21 protein-coding genes are annotated in these 25421 nt (G+C 38.4%); 18 read left to right on the forward strand and 3 right to left on the reverse strand.

The annotated features are described in order from the left end of the window. Positions 1 to 391: 391 nt before the first annotated feature. From AC1D7X_RS14455 to AC1D7X_RS14485, 7 genes are all read left to right on the forward strand, one after another. The gene (locus AC1D7X_RS14455) at positions 392 to 2158 is read left to right on the forward strand and encodes a cache domain-containing sensor histidine kinase (protein WP_495454872.1); all 1767 of its coding nucleotides are present in this window, start codon (positions 392 to 394) and stop codon (positions 2156 to 2158) included. Further along, positions 2151 to 3740: a response regulator gene (locus AC1D7X_RS14460; protein ID WP_495475487.1), complete on the forward strand. Its 1590-nt coding sequence runs from the start codon at positions 2151 to 2153 to the stop codon at positions 3738 to 3740. The genes AC1D7X_RS14455 and AC1D7X_RS14460 overlap by 8 nt, the downstream gene beginning before the upstream one ends. A 230-nt stretch (positions 3741 to 3970) precedes the next feature. Beyond that, the gene (locus AC1D7X_RS14465) at positions 3971 to 5329 is read left to right on the forward strand and encodes an ABC transporter substrate-binding protein (RefSeq protein WP_495475488.1); all 1359 of its coding nucleotides are present in this window, start codon (positions 3971 to 3973) and stop codon (positions 5327 to 5329) included. A 69-nt stretch (positions 5330 to 5398) separates the two neighbouring features. Then, complete coding sequence (locus AC1D7X_RS14470; RefSeq protein ID WP_495475489.1) at positions 5399 to 6292, forward strand: carbohydrate ABC transporter permease; 894 nt, start codon at positions 5399 to 5401, stop codon at positions 6290 to 6292. Then, the gene (locus tag AC1D7X_RS14475; protein WP_495475490.1) at positions 6277 to 7131 is read left to right on the forward strand and encodes a carbohydrate ABC transporter permease; all 855 of its coding nucleotides are present in this window, start codon (positions 6277 to 6279) and stop codon (positions 7129 to 7131) included. The genes AC1D7X_RS14470 and AC1D7X_RS14475 overlap by 16 nt, the downstream gene beginning before the upstream one ends. A gap of 31 nt (positions 7132 to 7162) precedes the next feature. Continuing rightward, positions 7163 to 9055 (forward strand): beta-N-acetylhexosaminidase, encoded by a 1893-nt coding sequence (locus AC1D7X_RS14480; protein WP_495475491.1) that lies wholly within the window; start codon positions 7163 to 7165, stop codon positions 9053 to 9055. A gap of 39 nt (positions 9056 to 9094) precedes the next feature. Beyond that, entirely contained in the window at positions 9095 to 10852 is a 1758-nt protein-coding gene (locus AC1D7X_RS14485) for a glycoside hydrolase family 35 protein (protein WP_495475492.1), read from the forward strand. Positions 10853 to 11095: 243 nt separating this feature from the next. Here AC1D7X_RS14485 and AC1D7X_RS14490 read toward each other — a convergent pair whose 3' ends face one another. The 3 genes from AC1D7X_RS14490 to AC1D7X_RS14500 form a co-directional block, all read right to left on the reverse strand. After that, positions 11096 to 11476 (reverse strand): VOC family protein, encoded by a 381-nt coding sequence (locus tag AC1D7X_RS14490; protein ID WP_495454879.1) that lies wholly within the window; start codon positions 11474 to 11476, stop codon positions 11096 to 11098. A 297-nt stretch (positions 11477 to 11773) separates the two neighbouring features. Beyond that, positions 11774 to 12694 (reverse strand): aldolase, encoded by a 921-nt coding sequence (locus tag AC1D7X_RS14495; protein ID WP_495475493.1) that lies wholly within the window; start codon positions 12692 to 12694, stop codon positions 11774 to 11776. 337 nt (positions 12695 to 13031) lie between these two features. Beyond that, positions 13032 to 13460, reverse strand: a complete 429-nt coding sequence (locus AC1D7X_RS14500; protein WP_495454880.1) for a VanZ family protein — start codon at positions 13458 to 13460, stop codon at positions 13032 to 13034. A gap of 509 nt (positions 13461 to 13969) precedes the next feature. Here AC1D7X_RS14500 and AC1D7X_RS14505 point away from each other — a divergent pair. The 11 genes from AC1D7X_RS14505 to AC1D7X_RS14555 all read left to right on the forward strand — a co-directional run bounded on the left by AC1D7X_RS14505 (position 13970) and on the right by AC1D7X_RS14555 (position 25410). Next, a complete protein-coding gene (locus AC1D7X_RS14505) occupies positions 13970 to 14725 on the forward strand; it encodes a YveK family protein (RefSeq protein WP_495475494.1) in 756 nt (251 codons plus the stop codon). Further along, positions 14706 to 15395 carry a CpsD/CapB family tyrosine-protein kinase gene (locus AC1D7X_RS14510; protein WP_495454882.1) on the forward strand — a complete coding sequence of 230 codons (690 nt, stop codon included), beginning with the start codon at positions 14706 to 14708 and terminating at the stop codon, positions 15393 to 15395. Before AC1D7X_RS14505 ends, AC1D7X_RS14510 begins: the two co-directional genes overlap by 20 nt. Positions 15396 to 15655: 260 nt before the next feature. Continuing rightward, positions 15656 to 16546: a UTP--glucose-1-phosphate uridylyltransferase GalU gene (gene galU, locus AC1D7X_RS14515; RefSeq protein WP_495454883.1), complete on the forward strand. Its 891-nt coding sequence runs from the start codon at positions 15656 to 15658 to the stop codon at positions 16544 to 16546. 40 nt (positions 16547 to 16586) lie between these two features. Further along, complete coding sequence (locus tag AC1D7X_RS14520; RefSeq protein ID WP_495454884.1) at positions 16587 to 17525, forward strand: GDP-L-fucose synthase family protein; 939 nt, start codon at positions 16587 to 16589, stop codon at positions 17523 to 17525. Between the two features lie 25 nt (positions 17526 to 17550). Beyond that, positions 17551 to 18549 carry a GDP-mannose 4,6-dehydratase gene (gene gmd / locus AC1D7X_RS14525; RefSeq protein ID WP_495475495.1) on the forward strand — a complete coding sequence of 333 codons (999 nt, stop codon included), beginning with the start codon at positions 17551 to 17553 and terminating at the stop codon, positions 18547 to 18549. 150 nt (positions 18550 to 18699) lie between these two features. Then, positions 18700 to 19659: a glycosyltransferase gene (locus AC1D7X_RS14530; RefSeq protein WP_495475496.1), complete on the forward strand. Its 960-nt coding sequence runs from the start codon at positions 18700 to 18702 to the stop codon at positions 19657 to 19659. Then, the gene (locus AC1D7X_RS14535; RefSeq protein WP_495475497.1) at positions 19652 to 21127 is read left to right on the forward strand and encodes an oligosaccharide flippase family protein; all 1476 of its coding nucleotides are present in this window, start codon (positions 19652 to 19654) and stop codon (positions 21125 to 21127) included. Before AC1D7X_RS14530 ends, AC1D7X_RS14535 begins: the two co-directional genes overlap by 8 nt. A gap of 131 nt (positions 21128 to 21258) precedes the next feature. After that, a complete protein-coding gene (locus AC1D7X_RS14540; RefSeq protein ID WP_495475498.1) occupies positions 21259 to 22398 on the forward strand; it encodes a glycosyltransferase family 4 protein in 1140 nt (379 codons plus the stop codon). 3 nt (positions 22399 to 22401) lie between these two features. Beyond that, on the forward strand, positions 22402 to 23592 hold the full coding sequence (locus AC1D7X_RS14545) for a glycosyltransferase family 4 protein (protein ID WP_495475499.1): 1191 nt from the start codon (positions 22402 to 22404) through the stop codon (positions 23590 to 23592). Further along, positions 23582 to 24178 (forward strand): WcaF family extracellular polysaccharide biosynthesis acetyltransferase, encoded by a 597-nt coding sequence (locus tag AC1D7X_RS14550; RefSeq protein ID WP_495454891.1) that lies wholly within the window; start codon positions 23582 to 23584, stop codon positions 24176 to 24178. Before AC1D7X_RS14545 ends, AC1D7X_RS14550 begins: the two co-directional genes overlap by 11 nt. Continuing rightward, on the forward strand, positions 24175 to 25410 hold the full coding sequence (locus tag AC1D7X_RS14555) for a glycosyltransferase family 4 protein (protein WP_495475500.1): 1236 nt from the start codon (positions 24175 to 24177) through the stop codon (positions 25408 to 25410). The genes AC1D7X_RS14550 and AC1D7X_RS14555 overlap by 4 nt, the downstream gene beginning before the upstream one ends. The last annotated feature ends 11 nt before the right edge of the window (positions 25411 to 25421 follow it).

Consider the following 25421-nt stretch of genomic DNA (forward strand, 5'->3'; position numbering starts at 1 on the left):
ATAATACATCAATAAAGTAAAAAGGGCATAGAGAAAAGACCATACCTGAATTGGGCACAGTCTGATATAATAATTGAGTGCAACACACCTTGAGTGGGTGGCTCTCTCCGAAAGGAGGTGAGGCCATGAACATTTCGTTCGGTGAATTGATAGCTTGTGGGATCTTTTTGATCGCGCTGTTAACATACATCGAAAAACGAAAATGACCCACTCATTGGTATCCGCCAGTGTGGGTCATTTCTTAGAGTAACACTTATCCGAGGGATGCTCCACTCAAGATGTTTGTGCTGAAGACGGTTGGTGGACCGTCTTTATTTAAGTTTATCTTAGCACAGTCAAAATAATACATCAATAAAGTAAACATACATATTATGCGTCAAAGGGGAACAAGATGATCCGTAACTTTAGAAACAGTATCAAAATGAGAATCATGGTGTCATTTCTTGTTGTATTAATTCTACCTACAGCCAGTATCAGCATTAGTTCGAATTTAATTTCCAAATCCCTATTGAAGGATCGAGTAAGTGAATCTTTCATGGATAACCTGTCATACCTTGGACAATCGCTCGAGTTCGACATGCGGGAATGGGAGCGTATCATCGATTCGTTACAAGTGAACCATACGATTGAATCGATCTTTGCGTCCAAATATCAAAGTGAGGTGGATTACTTTTTCGATGTCAAAGAAGCAGGGGAAGTATTTGATGATTGGGCGTATGCTTCCAACATGTATAAGTATATTTCCTCGCTAGTTCTTATAGGAAGTAACGGGAAAATTATCCGATATGGTGAAGATGTAGGTCATTTAGACGTGGATAAACTCATCCAAAAGGATTGGATGCCGAAATTGGAGAAGTCCAATGGAGAACTGGTATGGCTAGGAATCCACGAAAACTATGCTGATTTTCATTACCCCAATCCCTATGTCATTTCACTGGCCAAGCGTTTGAAATATGGAAAGAATGACGTAATCGTATATATGAGCTTTAAATCGCAATTTTTTTTCGACAAGCTTAATACGAAGCATGATCCCAACAACAACTTGTTCTTGCTGGACACACAGAATAAAATTGTTTACAATCGCGAATTGAACAATATCAACCAGCGATATGAGAATACCCTGAATATTCAGGGTAAGGGTTATTCTGTGCTGACAGATTCCAATGGTAATAAGGAGCTAGAGGCAAAGTTTCCCCTTTACACTACAGGCTGGAGTATTGTTGAGACCATTCCTTTAGATGTATTAACAGAAGGGTCTTCGTTAATCTTTAAGGTGACGATCATTGTATTTCTGTTATCATTTCTTATTTCGGGGATCGTATGGTATATTATTGCCTCAAAAATTGTTAATCCGATCCAGCAACTTGCGAGAGTGATGAGAAGGGTCCAGGGGAACGAGGGTGCCGTGATTACGGTGACGGATCGAAAAGATGAAATCGGGCAGTTAACCCATAGTTTCAACTATATGATGATGCGCATTGAACGCCTGCACCAAGAGCATCTCCTTGAGCAAGCGGAGAAGAACGACGCCGAGTACCGTGCCCTGCAAGCGCAAATTAATCCTCATTTTCTATACAACACATTGAATTCTATACGCTGGATGGCCATGATTCAGCAGGCGGACAATATTCGAGAAACCGTTGAAGTATTAGGTCGTTTGCTGAGGAATACGATAAAGATGAAAGAAACGATCATTCCGATTTATAAAGAACTTGAATTATTAAGAGATTATATCTATATTCAAAAAATTAGGTACAATGATAAATTCGAAGTGGTATTCGAAATAGAAGAGTCGATGAAAGATTATCGTTGTTTGAAATTTATTTTACAGCCTATCGTTGAAAACGCTATTTTTCATGGGATTGAACCTAAAGAAGAAAGGGGTACAATCACGATTCGTGCATTTCAGGACAAAGATCAGCTCGTCATAGAAGTCTATGATAATGGCGTTGGAATGCCACCGAAAGTATTGGACAAGCTGCTGTCCGATCATGATGACAAAGCCGGCATAGGCGTGCGAAATGTGCATGAACGAATACAACGAACATTTGGAAAGAACTACGGTCTGGAGCTTGAAAGCAGTATTGGAGCATATACGAAAGTTCGAATCATGCAACCTGTGATTTTTAACCAACAGGAGGATGGACGGTTTGAATAAAATACTTATTGTTGATGATGAAATGCTGGCACGGATCGGAATCAAATCATTACTATCCGGTAATGAAAAAGGGTACGTTGTTGTCGGTGAAGCGGAAAATGGAAAAAAAGCATTGGAAATCATTGAAGAGCTGCATCCGGATATTGTAATTACCGATATAAAGATGCCTGTAATGAATGGAATTGATTTGATCAAGCAGGCAAAAGAACGGTTAAATCCACCCGATTTTATCGTGCTTAGCTCTTATGATGATTTCGATTATGTGAAACAAGCCTTGGTTCTTGGGGCAAAAGATTATTTTCTGAAATTGGAGCTGACACCCGAGCAACTCATATCCACGATGGATCGGGTAAGCCAAGCGCGTAGTGAGACAAGGTTAGAGAAGCCGTATTTGAAACAATCTTATGTTGAACATTTATCGTCGAAAGATTTTGAAATTGTCAAAAACAATTTTTTGAAGGAAATTATACAAGGTAGTTATTACAAAGAGAATGAAATAGAACAAAAGCTACGAGATTTAGGAGTCACTCTCCCCCAGGACCGAATTCAAGCGGGTGTGATTCTTTTGAATGGAACAGAGATATACCAGAAATATAAAGACAAAGATGTTGATTTATTCCAGTTTTCTGTACAGAACATCATCTCCGAAATCGTGTCTGACTATCGGTATGCTCATACCGTGTTTACGCATTCTAAGGAAATAACGGTTCTGTATGCACAAGCGGACCATGCTGAGATGTCACATAAGATCGAAGACCTGATGGAGGCTATGCTAAAAGCGTTGAAAACGTATTTAAACATCACGGGTTTGATCGGTGTTTCCGATATCCATGCAGGATATGGCTCTATAAAGACGGGTTACCAAGAAGCTATGGATCACGCGAGACAACATCATGTGTCGAAGGCATTCGCCGAAACAGTCGTCCAACCGGACAGGTTGTTCTTGAATGTTAATGACTACATCAAGCAGTTCGACACCATTATTCAGATCTCAGATATGGACAGAATGGAACAATGCTTAGGAAGCGTTGTAGAATTTGTTAAGGAAACGCACGCCAATGATAAGCATGTGGTCAAAAGCCTTTGTTCAGCACTGCTGTTCTCCTTAAGCTCATATGTTGCTGAACAACATCCGACACTTAAGCTGGAAGAAGCATGGGAATCAGATCCTTATCCATCCTTGGATCATTTATACACGGATTATGATTATATTGTCTGGATTCAGCGTTTGGAGAAAGTAACCGCTTTAGTATTCAATAGCTTAGGTGAGTCACGAAGATTGATTCACCAGGCGAAGCAATTTATTCAATCACATTATGCTCATAATATTTCATTGGAAGCTATCGCAGAGGAATTAAATATATCTCCGAATTATTTAAGTCATTTATTTCGCAAAGAGACCCAAGAGAGTGTTGTGGAATTTATTACACGCTATCGCATTGATCAGGCCAAAAAATTATTACGAACAACCCATTATAAAGTATATGAAGTTGGACAAATGGTTGGGTATGACAGTGAACAGTATTTTAGCCGGGTGTTTAAGAAAGTGGTTGGTATGCCACCTGCTAAATATAAAATGTAATTCGGCGATATCATAGTCCACATTGTCCCGTAATGACAATGTGGATTTTTTATAACTTTTCATAGAAAAAGATAAGAAAAACGAAGTGGGTTATTGTTTTTAATGAGCTTGTTTTTCTAATGAGCTGGATAAGATAAATTTCCTGAATTTCGTGCATTAACATGATGGGTTGGATTTTCTATACTTGCATAGTAAGTGAGTCATTTAAGTAATAGGGGGAATATAGACCAATGAAAAAGCAAAGAAAAATAACGGGTTTGTTGCTTGCCACAGTAATGCTAACAGGCTTACTGGCGGGATGCGGATCAAATAATTCGAATCAGGAAACATCCTCTGGTGAAACCGCAGGTACAACAACAGATGCCGCTAAAACTGTGAAAATCTACGTGGATGGAAATCGGGCTAAAGATAGTAACTTTTTGAATGTCGTTGACGCATTTAAGAAAGACACAGGTATCAACGTAGAATTTAATGTCATTCCTGGAGATGGCGTAGGGATCTTCAAGAAGATCGATATTGATCTAGGGGCAAAGGACAGTTCCACAGATATTATTCTTTTCAGCACACCGATCCAATTGGATAAATACGTGAGAAGCGAATCATTTCTTCCGCTTAATGATCTAATTACAGAAGATAATTATGATGCAAAAGGGAAATTTGGAGAGTATCTGCAAGAAACAGACGGCAAGATTTATAGCCTTCCAGCAGGTGCTGGTAAATGGGCTGTATACTACAACAAAAAAATATTCGACGATGCAAATGTTCCTTATCCTTCAGGCGCATGGACATGGGACCAATATGTTGAAACAGCTAAAAAATTAACCGATCCAAGCAAAAAAATCTATGGTTCTTATATGCTTGATTATGATGCCTATATGTACTTTACGGCACGCCAAAAAAATGTATCGGGATATAAGGCAGATGGTACTTCGAACTATGATGATCCTGCATTCAAAGAAGCACTTCAATTCTATGGTGATCTTGGAAATGTAGATAAAGTTCAACCAAGTTGGATGGAATTTAAAACTAAAAAGCTGGCTTGGGATGGGTTTATGTCAGGTCAATATGGTATGCACGTCATTGGGACTTGGTATACCAATATGTTCCTAGATAAAGAAAATTACCCGCGTGACTGGAAATTTGGCGTTGCTGAAATTCCAACACCAGCGAATAGCACTGAGAAAAATAATCTAGCTGTAATTAATGGTTTAGCGATCAACGCCTACTCGAAACAACCGAAAGAAGCATTCAAGTTTGTTAAATACTTCGCTGAGAATAACTATAAATATACAGGTGACCTACCTGCACGTGTGGATCTAAAGGATCAGGACATTAATGAAATGTTCCAAAAAATCGTAGATCGTACTAACGGGGAAGTATCCGTGGATGATCTGAACAAAGCGATTTACCAAAATGATCAGGGATTTGCGGAAGAGAAAATTGTAGGTCCAGCTGCGCAAGAGTATAGCAATATTATTTTACAGGAAAGCGAATTGTATTTAATTGAACAGAAGTCACTTGACGATACGGTAAAAACGATTAAAGAACGTGTCGACGAAGCAATAAAGATTGAGCAGTCGAATCAATAGTCGAACTAAACAAATTGTTATGTTGGGCTGCCTAGGGCAGCCCAACATTATTTAATGGGGTGAAATGGAATGTCCTCTATCAGAGAAATGATGAAATCAGGCGAGGCAAAAGCGGGTTTACTATTTATCCTGCCGTTTCTAGCAGGTTTTCTAATCTTCAACTTATTTCCGCTCCTGTATGCCTTTTATATTAGTATGGTGGATTACAATACGCTGAAACCAAGTTATAACTTTATCGGGTTTGATAATTTTGTTCGCATCTTTCACGATGATATTGCGATAAAGGCTTACTGGAACAGTTTTCTATACACATTAATTTACGTACCTGTTCTGATTGTTTTATCTTTTTTATTAGCGATTCTATTAAATCGTAAATTTTTCCTTCGTCCTGTCAGTCGCACGATGATTCTGATTCCTTACGTTGCGAATATCGTTGCCATTGCCATGGTGTTCTCGGTGATCCTCGATCCGTATGATGGCCCTGTGAATGCTTTCCTTCATCTAATTGGAATTGAAAATCCACCGATGTGGTTAGGAGGAGTAAGTACGGCGCTGCCTACGATCGCATTAATTAATGTATGGCAGAGTCTTTCGTTTCAAACCATCGTTTTTCTAGCTGCTCTGCAAGGAGTTCCTGGTGAATTATACGAGGCAGCAGATCTAGATGGAGCAAGCTGGTGGCAAAGGGTGCGTAACGTAACCATTCCGCTTGTATCACCTACAACCTTTTTCCTTGTAATTACAAGTATTATCGGTTCTTTTCAGAACTACGCATCTGTGCGCGCGTTAACGAACGGAGGACCGGGTGTAGCGTCTCGCGTCATTTCACTCAACATTTATGAAGAAGCCTTTACCTATAATCGGTATAGTTATGCAGCAGCACAGGCTATTTTGTTATTTGCGGTCATCTTAGTAATTACGATCATTCAGTGGAAGGGGCAAAAGAGATGGGTTCACTATTAATGAAAAAGAAATCGCGAACCGAAGTTAAACCCTCCATGGTCATCGCTTCGATCGTGATTTTGGTACTTGGTTTATTCATGATCGTTCCGTTCCTATTTATGATTTCAGCAGCGCTGAAACCGAATGCACTCATTTTCTCTGAACCCCTGAAGTTCATTCCAGACCAGATCTACTGGGATAATTTCAAAACGATTTTTCATCATGAGTATTTCTTCAAGTGGTATGGCAACTCAGTCATTATTGTGGTCCTGACGATGATTGCCAGATTCGCAATCGTTACGATGGCTGCTTATGCTTTTGCTAGATTGGATTTCCCATTTAAAGAGAGCATTTTCTTCCTGTTCATTGCTACAATGATGATTCCTGCCGATACGACAGTGATCGCGAGATACATGTTGTATAAATCATTACATATATATAATACACAATGGGCGTTGATCATTCCGGCCACGTTCGATGTATTTTTTATTTTCTTACTGCGACAGTTCTTTGCAGGCTTGCCTAAAGAAATTTCTGAAGCGGCTAAGGTGGATGGCTGTTCCCAATTCAAAATTTATTACCGCATCATATTGCCGCTTGCCGTGCCAGCGCTTGTGACAATGCTGTTGTTCACCTTTATTTGGACGTGGAATGATTTTGTAAATCCGTTTATATTCATTTCCAGTATAGACAGGCAGGTCGTAACCGTAGGGTTGGAATATTTCCAAGAGCAAGCAGGGACCGATTACGCGCTACAGATGGCAGGGGCATGTATTATCGTTATTATTCCTATTATTTTGTTCGCATTCTCCCAAAGATATTTTGTTGAAGGGATTGCAAGTTCCGGTGTTAAAGGATAATCCCTATTTCAAAAAAAGGAGATGAAAAAGAATGTTGATCCATATTAAGAATTCGTTGGAGCCACAGTTGTTAGAGGGACTTCACATCCTACAAGAGGAACTCGGATACACGTTATCCAAGGATGGTCTTTGTATTGAAGTCACGCAAAGACCGGGGAACCTGGTGGTCAGTTTAGAAGATCGGCAAGGAAACATTCAGTTTGAACAACCTATCCATCTCTATCGGGCCATGGGTCTTTTTATTGAACATGCCAGGGTGGAAGATGCTTTCGATGTGGAAGAAACACCTCAATTTCGTACCAGTGGTGCTATGGTTGATAACTCGCGAAATGCCGTCTTGTCAATCGATAGCGTGAAGAGGTTGATTCGGATCATGGCAACGATGGGGTTAAATCAGTTGATGCTGTATACCGAAGATACTTATGAAATCCCGACGCGTCCGTACTTTGGTTACTTGCGAGGGAGATATACCTATGATGAAATAAAAGCATGCGATGATTATGCTACCATATTTGGAATCGAGATGGTTGCTTGCATTCAGACACTTGGACATTTGCGCCAGGCACTTCAATGGCAACATACAGATGAATATAAGGATACAGATGATATTCTACTGATTGGATCGGAAGAAACCTATCAATTCATCGATGAGATGATACAGGCTACGACGGCGCCACTTCGAAGTAAACGAATTCATATCGGGATGGATGAAGCCCACACCCTTGGTCTGGGCAACTATATCAAGAAAAATGGGTATCGTCCTCGATTTGAATTGATGAATGAGCATTTGAATCGGGTCCTTCAAATTACAGCAAAGTATGGTTTGAAACCGATGATATGGAGCGACATGTATTTCCGGCTCGGTTCCCAAGATGGAGACTATTACGATACAAATTCAGTCGTTCCCGCTCATGTCATCGCTGACATGCCGAAAGAAATGCAATATGTTTATTGGGATTATTATCACAGTGACCCTGCATTTTATAAGGACTATATTCAGAAACACCAGAAATTTGGCTCATCGCCAATCTTTGCCGGAGGGGCTTGGACCTGGAATGGGATTATTCCGAATCATGGAAAAGCGTTCCGAACAACAAATGCAGCTTTATCTGTATGCAAAGAGGAAGGGGTAACGGAGGTCATTGCTACCATGTGGGGTGACAATGGCAACGAAGGGAACATATTCTCCGGACTGCCAGCACTACAGGTATATGCAGAACACACCTATGCGAAAGAGCTAGATGAGAAGAAGCTGAAACAAAGGTTTAAAACATGTACGGGCGGGGAGTGGGATCATTTCATTCAAGCCAAATATATCGATGAACTTCCTGGAACACCAGCGGACAATTTAATAGAGGCTAATCCATCCAGATATTTATTATGGCAGGACTTATTGCTGGGGTTATTCGATAAGCACGTAGAGGGACGAAATCTACCGAAGCATTACGAGGATATGGCAGCCCAAATGCAGACTTATGCCAAGAATAATCCGAAATGGTCGATGCTGTTCCTCGTATACGAAAAGTTATGCGCGGTTCTATCTATCAAATCGGACATAGGGATTCGTATTAAGAATGGCTATGAGCTACAAGATCAGAAGGAACTGTGTCGAATCGCGGATGTGGAATTGGCTCAGCTAATGACTTATGTAAATGAATTACATGATGCGCACCGTGTGCAATGGACGGCAACTTTTAAAATATTCGGTTGGGAGATTATTGATCTTCGTTACGGAGGGTTACTTGCAAGAATCGGATCAGCGCAGCAACGTCTTCTAGCTTATGTATCTGGAGATATTACCAGTTTAGAAGAATTGGAGACTACTAAACTTAGCTATGATGGGGGAGCGAGTTGGGTGGATGATCAACTCGGTTTCTGTAATCTCTATCATCGTATGATCTCAACTAGTACAACTTTATTATAAAGAGGAAATTCAAAGAGACCGAGTGCTGAGGTGAACACAATGTCAGAATTTAGTTATATAAATGATCAATTTTACTATAATGGGCAAGCGACGCGCATCATTTCAGGTGCCATCCACTATTTCCGCGTAGTACCCGAATATTGGGAGGATCGGTTGCAGAAGCTGCTAGCTTGCGGATTCAATACCGTGGAAACCTATATTCCCTGGAATTTTCACGAGCCCAAGAAGGGGCAATTCCAGTTCAGTGGGATGGCCAATGTCGCTCAGTTTATTCAAATCGCTGGGAATTTGGGACTACATGTAATCGTCCGTCCATCACCCTACATTTGTGCGGAATGGGAATTCGGAGGGTTGCCGGCTTGGCTTCTTGCTGAGGCGGAACTACGCTTGAGATGCACAGATCCTATCTATTTGAATCATGTGGATGATTATTATGCCGAGCTGCTTCCCAGATTAGAGCCTCTATTGTGTACCAATGGCGGCCCGATTATCGCCATGCAGGTCGAGAATGAGTATGGCAGCTACGGGAATGATCAGAAGTACTTAGATCATATCAAGCGGAAGATGCTGGAGCATGGAATGAATGTCCTACTATTTACTTCAGATGGAGCAGAGGATGCGATGATCCAAGGGGGAATGATGCCTGGGATATTGGCAACGGCCAATTTCGGCTCCCGGGCAGAGGAGTCTTTTCACAAACTTGGTGAATATCAACCTGATGCGCCATACATGTGTATGGAATATTGGAATGGTTGGTTCGATCATTGGGGCAAACCGCATCACGCTCGTGACGCGGACGATGTAGCCAATGTATTAGAGGATATGCTAAAGCTAAAGGGATCCGTTAACTTCTATATGTTCCATGGAGGGACGAATTTCGGATTGTATAACGGAGCGAATTGCATGACAGACCGGTACGATTATCAAGCAACCGTTACCAGTTATGATTATGATTCGCTCTTGAATGAGTCTGGCGAACCGACGGATAAGTATTGGAAGGTTCGTGATGTACTAAGCAAATATGGATTTAAAGGTACCCGTGAACTACCCATTGCAATACCTAAGAAGGATTACGGTTCGATTCAGATGACGGGACAAGCACTGTTGCGTGATCAATTGCTTCAGATTTCTTCGCCGATCCATACGGTTTATCCTAAGACGATGGAGAAGCTGGGCCAAGAGTACGGATACTGTCTATACACGACACATATTAGTGGACCACGCCCGAGCAAGGAGTTCGAAGTGCAAGAAGTGCGTGATCGGGCACAAGTGTATATGAATGGTGAGGAAATGGGTGTTCTTGAGAGATGGAATCCGGACCAGAGATTATCCTTTGAAGTGCCAGAGGAAAGCGCTACCATAGAAATCTTGGTGGAGAATATGGGACGCATTAACTATGGTCCTTATCTGGAAGATCGAAAGGGAATAACGGAGGGAGTTCGGCATGGCTTCCAATTCTTATCGGAGTGGATAAGCTATCCATTACCACTGGACAATTTGTCTGAACTTACATTTGAACCGATCGGGTCAGAGCTTCCCAAGGAACCTTGCTTCTATCAAGGTCGCTTATGCATAGAGGAAATAGCGGATACGTTTGTACACTTAGATGGCTGGCAAAAAGGAGTAATCTTCATCAATGGATTTAACCTTGGTCGTTATTGGGAAATCGGTCCGCAGCAAACATTGTATATTCCAGCGCCTTTATTGAAATTAGGAGATAATGAGGTTATTATATTCGAGCAACATGGCACGGAAACTAGAGAGATCCGTTTTATGGATCATGCTATTCTAGGTTGATCATACCAAGTATCAAGCAGCTTCTTAGGTTTAGAGAACCTTTAAGAAGCTGTTTTTTGAAAATATAAGAATGTATAAGTATTTCTGCTTATACATAGGATTATATTCCAACGCTAAACGTTTCATCGCCGCTAAAGGACGGCGAAGCCGTTTATGCTTGTTTAACTTGGTCGTCCATCAATCTAGCTCAATACAAACAACAAGCGCTTGTTGTTTGCTGAGTGAATAGATGAAATGTAACGGTTACTTCTTCTCCACTACAGCAAAATAATTGTCTTCATCATCTGCAAAGTTAAATACTCTTCCTTCAGGCACGTTAACCATTTCTCCGACGGTTATTCCTTTATCTGAGAAGTCCTTATACAGTTGATCAAGATCCTCCGAGAAAAACAATAATGACGGAGTCTCCAGATGGATTCCAGGAGACATCTGTGCAACTAATTCCTTGTTATGTAGAACGATGCTTGTTTGAGCACCCTTGGTAGGCGCAACTTCATACCATTTCATTCCTTCGCCGTTATCTGTTTCTGAGATGAGGGAGAAGCCAACCCTTTCTGTCCAGAACTTCAATGATTCTTCCTGGTTATTTACATACAACATAATTTGCCCGACGATATTAATCAATGTATTTCGCTCCTTTTTTCATGTCATTATTTTAACTATTTAAATTATAAACATTTGTATGCAATATTCCTATCAAATTCAGTAAGCTGAGTCAAATTCCCACGGGTCTAATTCAATGGAAGGAGCACGCAATTGAAATATAGCATTAAAGAAGTTGAATCGGATTAAATTTAAGTGAAAGACTGAAACAACCTAAACCGACTCCTAAGTAGAATGATTAAGGAGTGGGTTTTTATGTTCTTATATTTCAGGAGCTAGTAGTACGTATGAGATATATTGGCTATTGCTATCAGTTGTTTATTTCTCAATTGTAGATAGAACCATGTCTGTCAACTGCTGCACAGTAGACTCGTGTAATGGGCGTTGGAGTTGATAAATATCGATATTGCTAGACATGCGGGCAGTCATATCAAAATGCCAGTTGGTTAACCCACTGTCTGGAAGAAAAAAATTACGGTATGTATTGCGATAAAGGAGAGGAAGACGCTCTAACTTATTTATTAATCGAATATCGGGTTGACTGCAATCCATCTTGATCAGTTCAAATATACCGGCTAGAGGAAGTATGTCGGTAGAAAATTGAGAGGCGACAGGAATTGCATATTTCGTTTCGCGATCAAATAATGGACGGAATTCATCTGAATTCATGCCGAAGCTATCTAGGCTCTCTTGCCAAAGCTTTTGCTGTGGATAGGCTGGTGTCACATAAGGGATATTGTCTGGACCAAGTGTAACGGCGATTAAGTCGTCGGTTAATAATTGGAATCCCCGTTGGATAAAGGAAGATGCAAGCGTTGATTTGCCATGTCCGGACTCACCAATGAATGCATAAGCTTTATGGTCAATGACTACCGCACTGCCATGCAATGGAAGGATCTTTCGTTGCAGTAAAATAGCACCCATGCATGACCCAAGAATGTATAGTCGGAGTTTATCTTCATCCGCATCTTTCTCGGGAGAAATAGTGATGATTGTTCCGCCTTCCACTGAGAAGACAGCTTGATTCGGTATCCAGAACATAATCAGATTCTCGGTTACTACGTATTTCTTAGTCAACATAGAGAGTTCTGCCCATCTTTCTGTTAAGTCAGCATAGCGGATGGAAATATCGATATTATTCAGAGGAATGTCTAACTGCTGCAGCTCAGGCAGCGGGATATCGCTTTTTATGGAATACCCGAAAGCCTTATATATAGTTGTACTCATTGTATGAACCACTGTCATCACCCTATTAATTATATTTTTTTGAAAAAGGGAAAGCCAAAGTTTCCTAGCATAAGGCTGTCATACTCGATCTGAACGGATCCTCGATCAAATAAATACCGACAAGCGCGGGCTCATTCGTACTTCCTCTGTTAATCAATTATAGTAACAATTTAGCGATACAATTCGTATCATCATATAACGTACAAATGTTTTGTATCAAGTTATTTTTAATAATATTATTATCAACTCAACTTTCCCTTCTATGTTACAACAACATTCCATAACTGAACAGTCTCGTTTTCCACACGCTTGATCTGGACCTCCAGACCACACTTCAGCAACTCATGGTTTATTTCTCTTTGTTTATGTAACTTGTACGTCTCGTACTTTTGCGTAAGAGGAATAGACATATTATATAAGCTAAGAGAATACCAGCAGAATCATTGGCAATATCATAGATCCTACCGCCTCGGAAGAAGAATAGTTGAAGAATTTCGGTCAAGGCTGCGTAGACGATAGAGAAGAAGAAGGCGGACTTATATTTGCCCAAGCTTGATGAGAGTATGGCTAGGATAAAGAAACCGAAGAAATGGCCTATTTTTCGATTCATCCAATCATGACTTGTCCATTGAAAATCAAGCTTAAGTAACTCAGACCAATCTGGAGTCGGATTAAAATTGAAAACAACAATATGATATCTAATGAGCAGATGAAAGTTTACCGAGCAAGTGAATACGAATAGAATGAAAGCCCAACCTACTGTGAGGATAATACGCATAAGACATCTCCTTTATTTTAAAGTTCTTCTATTATATGTATAATTTTGTGAGATGAAATTGGAATGAGTATTTTGATATGAATCGTAACTAACCAAGTTAGTATATAGTAGCTCTACTAGCGATTCAAGATCGAAATTTCCTAATTAAAGGAAACAGCGTTAATGATGAGTATATCATTAACGCTGTTTTCTTTTGTCGTTATTTGTACCTCGAACGGTAGAATGACGTACAGAATGATATAACATAATCGCAGTTGTAGTCCAACTAGTTAGAGAGGAATGAGATAGATAAAATAGTAAGCGCTATCAGAAGAAGTGATAGAAATATATTCTTGACATGATACAAACTGTATCGTAAAGTATGGGGTAAGAATGATACATAATGTATCAACATTTTTTTTGGGTAAGTGAATTCCGGAGATATTTTGTCAAATTATCTATGATGGAAGTCAAATACAATTTTTGTCTGTTACTTATATTCCACAAGTGGAGCGAGGGGTTGCGAGAGTATGGAACTCAAACAGTATTTTAGGATTGTTCAGAAGAAATGGTGGTTGATCGTAGCGATTGTTGTTATCGCAATGGCAGCGACAGGATTCAAGAGCCTTTACTTTACAACACCGATCTATTCGGCAAACGCCAAGATAATCGTTAATCAATCGGCTTCAGCGAATGAAGTGGGAACACTCAATCCGGGTACTATACAAACGAGTATCATTCTTATTAACTCTTATAAAGAAATTATCACATCATCTGCCATTATGGATAAAGTCGTTGATAAATTCCCTGACTTGGGAGTGACTGCTCTAGAATTATCCTCCAAGATATCTGTTACATCAGCGAATAATTCACAAGTAATGAATCTAGTCTACCAGGATACCTCCTATGCCAAAGCTGCCGCTATCGTAAATGCTGTTTCGACGGTATTTAAAGATGAAATTCCTCACATCATGAATGTTGATAACATCACCATTTTAAGTAAAGCGAACACGTCATTAGCTCCATCAGCGATCAATATTAATCCAATTATGAACATTATAATAAGCATTATTGTCTCACTTATGCTTGGGATCGGACTGGTATTTCTGCTCGATTATCTTGATGATACGTTGAAGACTGAAGACGAAATTGTTGAGGTTTTGGATATTTCTGTACTTGCAGTTGTTGGAAAGATCACTAAGAAAGAGTTAAAGACCTCTCGTAGGATGAAGGCATTACAAAATCAAAAAGTAGGTGAGAAAAAATATGCGTCGATCAATCAATAGTAGCGGCTTAATTGTTTCGATGAATCCCGAATCACCTATATCGGAAGTATATCGGTTGCTTCGAACCAATATTAATTATTCTTCTAATGATCAGGTATTGAAGACTATCATGGTCACTTCCTCCCAGGCAGGAGAAGGAAAGACCACAACGATAAGCAACTTGGCCATTACTTATGCACAGGAAGGGAAGAATGTGCTTCTTATTGATATGGATATGCGTAAGCCATCACTGCACCTTCTTTTCTCTCAATCGAATCGCCAGGGATTAAGTACGGTGTTAGCTGGACATATAAATGTACATGATGTTATCCAAGAAACCATGGTAAGTCAGTTATCGTTGATCCCTTCTGGGCCGATGCTAGGTAATCCGTCAGATATGATTGATTCTCTAGCCATGCGAGAATTGCTGGAGCAGTTGGGACAGCAATATGATGTCATTCTCATTGATTCCCCTCCAGTATTAGCTGTAACGGATAGTGTCATCATCAGCACATTGTGCGATGGCGTTATTATGGTGGTTGCTGCAGGTAAGGTGAAGAAAAATCAATTGAGGAAAGCTAAAGAACAGTTGGATCATGTCAACGCTCGTATGTTGGGAATTGTGGTTAATCGGATCAATCGAGATAATCAAGCTGGCTTCTACATGAATTATTACGGAATGAAAGGCTAGATAACTAGAGAAATGTTTGGGATAAAAGGTAATGTCTACTGCACCTCTATTACTGTAGGCACTCGTTCACGCTGTGGGTCATAAGGGACCTTAGACATGATTGTCGAGAGTGTGATGTGAGGATGGGTTGAATGCCCTTATTAGAAAATTTAGCTATGTTCTTTTCTCCATTGAAGAGTACATAGCTAGGTTTTTCTATTATATAAGCAATTCCTATTGATACTAGTACAAGAATAAATAGAGATGGATGTGGACCAAGGATGAAGAAAGTGAGAAAAGCAATTATTCCTGCAGCGGGTCTTGGGACGCGCTTCTTACCTGCAACGAAAGCCATGCCGAAGGAAATGCTTCCGATTGTCGATAAGCCGACTATTCAATACATTGTGGAAGAAGCAGTAGCATCTGGCATTGAGGACATTATCATTGTGACGGGAAAAGGTAAACGTGCCATTGAAGACCACTTTGACCATGCACTTGAGTTGGAAAGTAATTTATTCAGTAAAGGGAAGCATGATTTACTTGAGGAAGTACGTCGTTCCTCTAATGTAGAAATTCACTACATACGACAAAAAGAGGCGAAGGGACTTGGTCATGCGGTATGGTGCGCTCGCAACTTTATCGGTAACGAGCCGTTTGCTGTGCTACTCGGAGATGATATCGTACAATCTGAGATACCGTGCATTCGTCAGCTGACGGACCAATTTGAGCAAGTACAAAAGTCTGTGATTGGCGTTCAAGCAGTTCCCCAAGACCAAACACAGCGCTATGGCATAGTTGCTCCAATCGATAGGTTGGGACGTTTGCATGAGGTAGGTTATTTTGTGGAAAAGCCGCCAGCAGGCAAAGCACCTTCTAACTTGGCAATCATGGGCAGATACATATTGACACCGGAAATATTCGAAATTCTTGAACATCTAGAGGAAGGAATTGGCGGAGAAATTCAGTTGACTGATGCTATACAACAGTTGAATGAGAGCCAAGGCGTGTACGCATACGACTTCGAGGGAACCCGTTACGATGTTGGTGAGAAGCTGGGTTTCATCATGACAACTCTCAACTTTGCTTTGCAGAGTGAAGAATTGCGTAAACCATTGTTGCAAGGGATGGAGACTATACTCCAACGAGAACATCTTGTTCGAATAAATCGCTAATGTATTGAACTAAAGTATAAGACAGGAGTTGACCCGTAAATTGGAATTGAATTCAAGAATTTATATTGCTGGACATAGAGGTCTGGTGGGTTCCGCAATTTTAAGAGCATTACAGAGCAAAGGTTATCACAACTTCGTGTTACGTACGAGTACAGAATTAGATTTAAGGAACCGGGAAGAAGTAAATAGCTTGTTCCATGAAGAACAGATTGAATATGTGTTTTTAGCTGCCGCTAAGGTTGGTGGAATTGCAGCCAATAATGATTATCCTGCTGATTTCATAAGAGATAATCTACTTATTCAAACGAACGTCATTGATGCAGCATATCAGTTCAATGTGGAGAAGTTATTATTTCTTGGTTCTACATGTATCTATCCGAAATTTGCTCCACAGCCACTTAAAGAAGAGTATCTGCTCACTGGCGAACTAGAGCCAACGAATCAGCCATATGCAATTGCTAAGATCGCTGGTATTACCATGTGCCAATCCTATAACCGACAATATGGAACAAAATATATATCTGTTATGCCGACCAATATGTATGGTCCTAATGACAACTTCGACTTGAAAAGCTCTCATGTATTGCCCGCATTGATACGAAAATTCCATGATGCAAAGGAAAATAATGTTCCTACGGTAGAAGTATGGGGGACAGGAAATCCTAGACGCGAATTTCTCCATGCAGACGATCTGGCTGAAGCCTGTTTGTTTCTAATGAACCATTACAACGAAAGTGAAGTTATTAACGTCGGTGTTGGCGATGATATTCCAATCAAAGAATTGGCTGAACTTGTTCAGTCGATCGTCGGTTATGAAGGTGAGATTGTGTTCAATAGTTCGATACCTGATGGTACTCCGAGGAAACTTGTAGATGTAACGAAGATAAATCAACTGGGATGGGAAGCTAAGATCTCATTAGAAGATGGATTGCGGTCTGTATATCAATCATTTCAGAAGGAATATCTGATTAACCAATAATTGAAGATATGTGGAGGAATCAACAATGAAAAGGGCATTAATTACTGGAGTTACGGGCCAAGATGGTTCATATTTAGCAGAATTTTTGTTGGAAAAGGGATATGAGGTTTTCGGTATGCGGAGGCGTACAAGCACACCAAATTATGAGAACGTGCAGCATATCAAAGATAAAATCAAGTGGATCTCCGGTGATCTGACCGATATGGCTTCCTTAATAGAAGCGGTTAAAATTTCTGATCCGGATGAAGTCTATAACTTAGCTGCTCAATCATTTGTGGCAGCATCCTGGCCACAGCCTTTGGCGACAGGGCAGATTACTGCAATTGCAGTTACAAATATGTTGGAAGCTGTGCGGATCATGAAGCCTGAAGCTAGATTCTACCAAGCATCAAGTTCTGAGATGTTTGGGAAAGTAATCGAAACTCCACAGAAAGAAACAACACCCTTCTATCCACGCAGTCCATATGGCGTTGCAAAAGTATACGGGCATTGGATTACTGTAAACTATCGCGAGAGCTTCAATATGTTTGCTTGTTCGGGGATTCTATTCAATCACGAATCTCCAAGAAGAGGATTAGAGTTTGTTACAAGAAAGGTTACGGATGCTGCTGCTAGAATTAAGCTCGGTCTCCAAAGTGAGCTCCGTATGGGTAATCTAGACTCTTTACGTGACTGGGGATTTGCTGGAGATTATATCAAGGCTATGTGGCTGATGCTACAACAGGAGGAACCGGACGATTACGTAATTTCTACTGGTGAAATGCATACAGTTAGAGAACTGGTTGAAGTTGCCTTCTCCTATGTAGGTTTAGATTATAAAAATTATATAGTAATTGATCCCGAGTTTGCTCGTCCTGCGGAGGTGGATCTCTTGCTTGGAGATTGTTCAAAGGCGAAGGAACAGCTTGGTTGGGAGCTTGAAGTTGGATTTAAACAGCTGATTCATATGATGGTGGATGCAGACATAAGAAGAGTACAAGAACAGAATTCAGATAAGGTTCATATTGCAGTAGGAGATGCTTAAATTTTTATATAGCAATATGTATCGGATGTTGGTAAGTTCGCTGTCTCTTTAAGTATATTTATAATTCTTAATTATGAGAAGGGGCAGCATATCCGAAATATTATCATTTGCATAGGGTATGGTTGAATAATCCAGGAAGGGGTAAGACATTTGGAATTGTCCATAGTATTTCCTGTTTATAATGTGGCCCCGTATTTGAGAGAAAGTTTAGACTCGATCTTTAAACAAAATACTCAGGAATTTGAATTAATAGCTATAAATGATGGATCAACTGATGACAGCTTGATGATTTTGCAGGAGTATGTATTAAAATATACAAATATAATATTAATAAATCAAAAAAATATGGGTCCAAGTACAGCCAGAAATGTAGGGTTGGAGAATGCAAAAGGTAAATATGTCTATTTCTTTGATTCGGATGATATTTTAGCTGAAAGAATAGATTTAGTTGAAAATGTCAACCAGCTTGATGAAACTGATATTATTATTTTTGATGCTAATGTATTCGAAGAAGATATTTCAAATGGATTGATGATAAATAATAATAATTATATAGAACCAAAACTAAGTTTCAAAACTAATATAATCAATAGTATAAATACAAATAGTTTTAATGGTATTGAATATTTAAAGGAAATAAAAAAAAGGAACTCATACTCCCCTGTTGTTTGGAGAAGAATATATCGGAAGGAATTTTTGATAAAAAACAATATTAATTTTCATCCTGGAATAATACCTGCAGAAGATGATCTTCACTTTTTTCAGACATTAATTTTTAATCCTAAAATCATATATTTTCAGAAAGTATTATTATTTCATAGAATCAGAAAAACATCATTAATGAGCACACTTAGAAGAGAAACAAGTTATCAAAGTTTTAAGTATATACTTGATCAATTATTTGATTTAAAAAGGAAACATACTAATGAATATTTAGAAGAATTTATTGATTGGATGATAAATATTTTTCTAAGAAGATGTCACTCACAGAAACCTTCTATAAAAGAAGCATTAAGATTATTGAAAACAACAAAGAAGAATAATGTAAATATTAATAATAAAACATCAATGAAAATGTTTCTGAACATTATAGGGATATGTCGTGGATAATAAAACATTTAAGAATATTATATATGTATTTGGCCAACAGTTTGTTAATACGATTCTCCCATTTCTAACTATACCGTATATCGCTAGAGTATTGGGAATTGAACAAAATGGTATTTATTCTTACACTCTAACAATCTCAAATTTATTTGCGGTTGTTTTTTCATTTGGTTTTACGGTGTATGGAACTAATCTTATAGCTCAATCTAATGAAAATCAAAGAATCAAAAATTATTTAGAAATCCAATTGCTGAGAATGGTTTTTTTGCTTATTGGAATGATTGTTTTTATGTTTTTTATTGGTTATTATCCAGTTGGGAATAATAAAATCATTTTTATATTGCAGGGAATATTCATGGCGATTTGTTTGTTTGATATAAGCTGGTACTATCAAGGAACTGGAGAATTCAAGAAAATAGTTACAAGAAATATAATTATTAAGCTGGTGGGTACTGTAAGTGTTTTTATTTTTGTGAAAAAACCAGAGGACTTATGGTTATATATTGTTTTAATAAATGGCAGCCAGTTAATTGGTAATATCATTTTATTTTGCGGTACGATCCCATTCTTCCGAAATTTAAAAACTATAGATGTCAAGAAAATAGGGACGCATCTTAAATTTTCCTTTTATCTCTTTCTCCCTAATATATCAGTAGTTATATATTCGAGTCTTGACAAAATTATATTAGGAAGCACTGGAGATATCAGTGGGTTATCCAATTATCAACAAGACCAAAGAATTATTTCATTTATTTATGCATTACTGATGTTTCCATCTGCAGTATTAATTCAAAAGATCTCGTCTTCAAGAGCGACATCTCAATCCGATGATGCAGAGGATATTATTAAAAAAGGTATGAATGTATATGTGATTTTGGGAGTTTTATTTATCTTTGGGACAATATTATGTTCGAAAGAGTTTATTCTTCTATTCTTAGGTGTAGAATATTCCGGTGCAATAACCCTGTTTCTCATTATGTCTCCAATATTACTTTTCAAGACTGTAGGAAGTATTATTGGTGGGTGGTATCTTATTCCTCTAGGAAAAGTAAGGCTTCATTCTTTGCCTTTAACTATAGGAACAGTAATTAGTCTTATACTAAACTTACTAATAACACCTACGTTTGGTGTGTATTCAGCATGTTTAATATTTGTATTAACAGAATTATTAGTCTTGTCTATACAATTATATTACTCACCTCAAATATTAAATTATCTAGACAAAAAAATTATTTTCTTATTTTCCCTGGTGTTTGCTATTTCATTAATATTCACATTATTAATAATTGAAATAACAAGCTTGAATAATATTGAGAATAACTTGATAAAGTTTATTATGTATCTAACTATTTATATGGGTTTATGTTTAGGAAGTGGATATTGTATGAAACCAATAAGGTTTTACTTGAAAAATGGAATATTAATGATCAAATTTAGAAAGAAAAAAAAGTTAATGGATACTTACCCCTAATAAATTATACACAGATTGGTGGATCTTCACTATACTTTCGATCCTAATAGTTATTGTATTTCGTACTGAGATCAAATCGTTTTCGCACACAATAAAAGAAAAAATAATAAATCTAAGGTGAGGTGATCACAATGATAAAAACCCTTCTCCTTACGAACACTATTGCTCCTTATAGAATACCAGTGCTCAATAAATTAGTTGAGAATAGTGATATTAAGCTAAAGGTTTGGTATTTAGAAGAACGAGAAAAGAATAGGCATTGGAATATAAATCATCACGAAATTAAATACGATTATGAATGCTTGCCTGGGGTTCATACTTATATTCAAAGATTGGATATGGGTGTGCATGTTAACCCAGGTATTTTTTATAAGCTCATACGAGAAAATCCTGATGTGATTATTACTTCTGGATATGATTCACTCGGATATTGGTCGGCACTCTTCTATTGTAGAATTTTCAGAAAAAAACTTCTTGTATGGTGGGGAAGTACCCTTGAGAGTAGCAGAGTTCAGAATACCATAGTTAATCGAACACGCAAGGTATTTTTTAAGTCCGCCGATTCGTTTGTAACTTACGGTACCGAATCGGCAAAATGTCTAAGACACTATGGTGTACAGGATAGTAAAATTGTTGTAGGCTACAATACCGTCGATATACGGTATTTTCGCAACAAGTATAATGAGAATTCTATTCATGTAGAACCGGAACTGACCAAGAACGATAAGGTGAAGTTATTATTCATTGGTCAACTGATCGAACGTAAAGGGTTAGTGCAGATTATCGAAGCTCTTAGAATACTTGATAATCCGTCTTGGGAATTAAAAATTGTTGGATCTGGCCCAGATGAGCAGAAATTGAAAGAAAGAGTTAAAGAGTTTGGTTTAGAAAAGCAAATATATTTTGAAGGATATAAACAAAAGGAAGCATTAACTGACTATTTAATTCAAAGTGATTGCTTACTATTTCCTTCGTTAATTGAAGTATGGGGATTGGTTGTAAACGAAGCTTTAGCTACAAATACATTTGTTCTCGCCTCGAAGTACGCTGGGGCAACAAAGGATATTATCGTAGATCAGCAAAATGGTTTAATTATAGATCCATTGGATGAAGAAGATTTGCTTAGAGCTTTTCGTTGGTTAATGGATAATCAAGAGTATGTACGCTCCAATTGGAAAATGAGCTTAGGCTTATGGAGGAAGCTTCATCCTAATTCTTATGCTAATGCTGTTACAACAGCAATTAAACAGGCAGTTTCGGGAGGTGTTTAGAAAGTGATTAACATACTTTATATTCAACCCTATGCCAGTCATGTAGGTGGTGTGGATACCGTGCTACTTCAACTCGTTCAAGGGTTGGATAAAACAGAATATAGACCATATGTCGTATTACCCGCACCTAGTCCCTATGTTGAAAAGTATGAAGCAGCAGGAGCTAAGGTGATTTTTACAACACTTGCTGTATTTGGCAAACCGATCGATCTTGCATATTATTTTCGAAATCTGAAAAATTTATTTCTATCCATTAAGTCGATTAAAAAAATTGTGAAAGAATACAAAATTGACCTTATTCATTCTCACAAGATGGAATTAATGGGAGGTAATATAGTTGGGAAGTTGCTTGGTATTCCAACCATTCAAACTGTTCATGAACTTCCTAGAAAACCCTTAGTTGCTTATAAATTTATTGGGTACTTAAATCATTTATTCAACGACAAAGTAATCGTGTTATGTGAACGGAGTAAGGTGATGTTTAAGTGGGGAAAGGGCTACTCACATAAGCTCATCAAAATTTATAACGGAATTGAAATAAATCAATCAGTAGTTCATAAAAAATATGAAAACAGCTTGAAGGAAGAGTTAGGCATTGCTACTAATGATAAGATTCTTATAACCGTCGCACGTCTCTCTCCTATGAAAGGGATTGAATACTTACTTCAGGCCGCGTATATTACTAAGCAATCAAACCCAGATTTAAAGTATTTGGTTATTGGTGATGTGGCGTTTGAATCGGAAATGAGTTATAAAGAACAATTAAAAACCTTAGCAACCGAATTAGATCTGAATAATGTTTACTTTCTAGGATTGCGAAGGGATGTATCTGACTTATTATTGCAAGCAGATGTATTCGTGCTACCATCCGTATATGATATCTTTCCAACGGTTATTCTTGAAGCCATGGCTGCATCACTACCAATCGTAGCGACTGATGTCGGAGGAGTTCCAGAAATGGTTACTCCAGATATAGGATATTTAGTACCCCCAATGAATGCCGATGCTCTTGCCAACGCAATTATTCGAATGATTAATAATGAAGATAGGGCTCAATTTGGCCTTAATAGTAAAACACAAGTTCTTGATAGATTTACACGTGAACATTATTTGAATTCAACCCTATCAGTGTACAATACACTGTTAAGCAGTAAACCAATTAATAATAGGAGTAAGATCGTTCATGAAAAGTAACAGGATAAGATTAGACCTTTACCATCAAGACGGTTACTCAAGAGGAAGAAGTGGATGGTTCGTATTACTGTGGTGGCTTGTTCAAGGAAGCCTGTTTCGATTCTCTCTGCATCCTATGTATAGATGGCGTAATTTTCTTTTACGTATATTCGGTGCACATGTAGGTAAGGGAGTTCAGATAAGATCTACGGCTACATTTACATACCCATGGAAAGTAACAATAGGTGACTATTCATGGATTGGAGATCACGCAGAGTTCTATAGTCTAGATCACATAGAAGTCGGTGAACATTGTGTAGTGTCTCAACATTGCTATCTTTGCACTGGAACGCATAATATTCATGATCCAAAATTCGGATTAACTACAAAGCCTATAAAAATCAGCGATGGCGCTTGGATCGCAAGTGATGTCTTTGTGAATCCTGGTATTACAATAGGTGTGATGTCGATAGTAGCCGCAAGAAGTACAGTTACAAGGGATGTATCATCAAATGAAATCCATGCCGGAACACCTGCAAGGTTTATGAAGTATAGATTTGAAGATAAAGAAGAGATAGAACAATTGAAAGAGGTTGTGCCCATATGAAGCCAAAGATTGTATTTATAATTAATTACTTTTATCCTGACTATGCATCAACAGGACAACTTTTGACAGAACTATGCCTTCATATACAAAATGACTTTCGAATAACGGTCATAGCAGCCCAAACACAAGAAGAAATAGAGAGGAATAATAAAAGTGAAAGGTTTTCCAAGGATCGAATGGAGAATATCGATATCATAAGAATCAGGCTTCCCCAACAGGATAAACGAAATAAATGGAGTAGGTTGCGATATATTGCAACTTATTTTTTTTATGCGATTTTACTGGTTCTGAAACAAAAGGATGTTCAGATTCTCTATACCATCTCAACACCTCCTATTCTAGGTGGACTAATAGGTACGATTGGAAAGTTCTTTAAACGTACAAAGCACATATACAATATTCAAGATTTCAATCCAGAACAGGCGGAAGCAGTAAGTTATATGAAGAATAAGTCGATTTACCGTGTAGCACGGTGGATTGACACAATGAACTGTAAGTACGCAGATCATATTATTACGGTTGGCCACGATATGCAAGAAACACTGTATAAGAGATTTGCTAACCAGGCAATTACAGATAGTACGGTTATTAATAATTGGACCGACGAGAAGGAAATTGTCCCTCTTGCGAAAGACCATTTTAAAGTACAGGAATTTATTAAAGGGAATGGCTGGGAGAATAAATTTATAATTATGTATTCTGGCAATATGGGACTCTACTATGACTTAGAGAATTTGATTAAGATAACGAAGGACTTCTCCAATTATGATGATATTGTATTTGCATTTATTGGGGATGGGGCAGTGAAAAATACAATGGAAACATATGCGGAGCGTAATCAACTAAACAACGTTTTCTTTCTACCATTTCAACCGAAGGCAGAGATTAAATATACATTAAATGCAGCAGACGTTCATTTAGTTGTGAATCAGAAAGGGATTAAGGGTGTTTCTGTTCCAAGCAAGATATATGGTGTAATGGCTGCTGGTAAACCTATATTAGGCGTTCTCGAGAAAGGTAGCGAGGCTTGTCTATTAATCGAAAATAGTGGATGTGGAATCGTTGTCGAGCCACAGAATTACTCAGACGTGATAGAGGAGTTGAAATCCTTGTATAAACTTGATCGACAATTGTTAGCAAACAAAGGAATACAAGGAAGGGAATACTTAGAACAGTATTTAAGAAAAGAACAATCGTTGGATAAGTATCGGAGCCTTTTAATATCAAAATAAAACAACATTAT

The sequence above is a fragment of the Paenibacillus sp. Y568 genome, assembly GCF_059445545.1.

Excerpts from the sequence above, each read along its gene's own strand:
- AC1D7X_RS14455 (WP_495454872.1), top strand. The coding sequence starts at position 392 with ATGATCCGTAACTTTAGAAACAGTATCAAAATGAGAATCATGGTGTCA.
- AC1D7X_RS14465 (WP_495475488.1), top strand. The coding sequence starts at position 3,971 with ATGAAAAAGCAAAGAAAAATAACGGGTTTGTTGCTTGCCACAGTAATG.
- AC1D7X_RS14470 (WP_495475489.1), top strand. The coding sequence starts at position 5,399 with ATGTCCTCTATCAGAGAAATGATGAAATCAGGCGAGGCAAAAGCGGGT.
- AC1D7X_RS14475 (WP_495475490.1), top strand. The coding sequence starts at position 6,277 with ATGGGTTCACTATTAATGAAAAAGAAATCGCGAACCGAAGTTAAACCC.
- AC1D7X_RS14480 (WP_495475491.1), top strand. The coding sequence starts at position 7,163 with ATGTTGATCCATATTAAGAATTCGTTGGAGCCACAGTTGTTAGAGGGA.
- AC1D7X_RS14485 (WP_495475492.1), top strand. The coding sequence starts at position 9,095 with ATGTCAGAATTTAGTTATATAAATGATCAATTTTACTATAATGGGCAA.
- AC1D7X_RS14500 (WP_495454880.1), bottom strand. The coding sequence starts at position 13,460 with ATGCGTATTATCCTCACAGTAGGTTGGGCTTTCATTCTATTCGTATTC.
- AC1D7X_RS14505 (WP_495475494.1), top strand. The coding sequence starts at position 13,970 with ATGGAACTCAAACAGTATTTTAGGATTGTTCAGAAGAAATGGTGGTTG.
- AC1D7X_RS14510 (WP_495454882.1), top strand. The coding sequence starts at position 14,706 with ATGCGTCGATCAATCAATAGTAGCGGCTTAATTGTTTCGATGAATCCC.
- galU (WP_495454883.1), top strand. The coding sequence starts at position 15,656 with ATGAAGAAAGTGAGAAAAGCAATTATTCCTGCAGCGGGTCTTGGGACG.
- gmd (WP_495475495.1), top strand. The coding sequence starts at position 17,551 with ATGAAAAGGGCATTAATTACTGGAGTTACGGGCCAAGATGGTTCATAT.
- AC1D7X_RS14540 (WP_495475498.1), top strand. The coding sequence starts at position 21,259 with ATGATAAAAACCCTTCTCCTTACGAACACTATTGCTCCTTATAGAATA.
- AC1D7X_RS14550 (WP_495454891.1), top strand. The coding sequence starts at position 23,582 with ATGAAAAGTAACAGGATAAGATTAGACCTTTACCATCAAGACGGTTAC.
- AC1D7X_RS14555 (WP_495475500.1), top strand. The coding sequence starts at position 24,175 with ATGAAGCCAAAGATTGTATTTATAATTAATTACTTTTATCCTGACTAT.